Source organism: Vibrio sp. D173a (assembly GCF_030248475.1).
In genome coordinates, this window is sequence record NZ_JAHGAH010000938.1 from 1 (window position 1) to 791 (window position 791).

The 791-nt window shown below is 48.4% G+C and carries 1 protein-coding gene; it reads left to right on the forward strand.

Features of this window, described 5'->3' with window-relative positions:
- On the forward strand, positions 1-791 hold a 791-nt coding region (locus KIV40_RS30405; protein ID WP_285352991.1), incomplete at both ends, for a response regulator.

A 791-nucleotide genomic window follows, 5' to 3' on the forward strand; every position in this document is an offset into this window, starting at 1 on the left:
ACTGGGCTTGGGTTAGCCATCTGCGAGAAGATTGTTACGCTTATGGGCTCGTCACTTGAGCTCTATAGCATCGAGGGCAAGGGTAGCTCTTTCTATTTCACCGCTGAATTTGACGTTTGTAGCGAAGCGACGCAAACCCACGTCGACATGAGTAAAATATCAGTATTGCTGGTGGATGATAGCCAGCTAAATATGCGTATTACCTCTGCTCAGCTCAAAGCGTTTGGCTGTGAATCGGAGAGCTGCGATGGTGCTGAGAAGGCTATCGAGTTGGTGGCGTCCTCATTGGAGAAGAAACGCCCTTACGATTTGATATTGATTGATAAGGTGATGCCAGCTGTCGATGGTTTCCAACTCGCAGAGACCTTAACTCAGCGATTTAAAGCGCAGTGTCCACTGTTGGTGATGATCTCCGCCGACCCACATCTTGAAGATGAACAAAAAGCCAAGAAGGTGGGCCTTGTCGCCTATATTGCACGCCCTTATCACGACAACCAGCTGAAATGGACGGTGAACCGTGTGCTCTCGAATAAGGCGTCTGAACAAGGTTTCACTTATGCTAACCGTGGAGAGGTGGCGTTTAAACAGGTCAATGCAGAGAACCCGAAAGCGGCTTTAGAGCCACAGGTTGAACAAGCACCTTTACCTCAGTTTGGTGGTAAAGCTCTGGTGGTCGAAGACTCACGCGTGAATCAACAAGTAGCTAAGATGATGATCAAAAAGCTTGGGCTCGAGGTGGATATCGCTGAGAACGGCAAAATTGGTGTCGAGATGTATCAGAAGGCAGATTA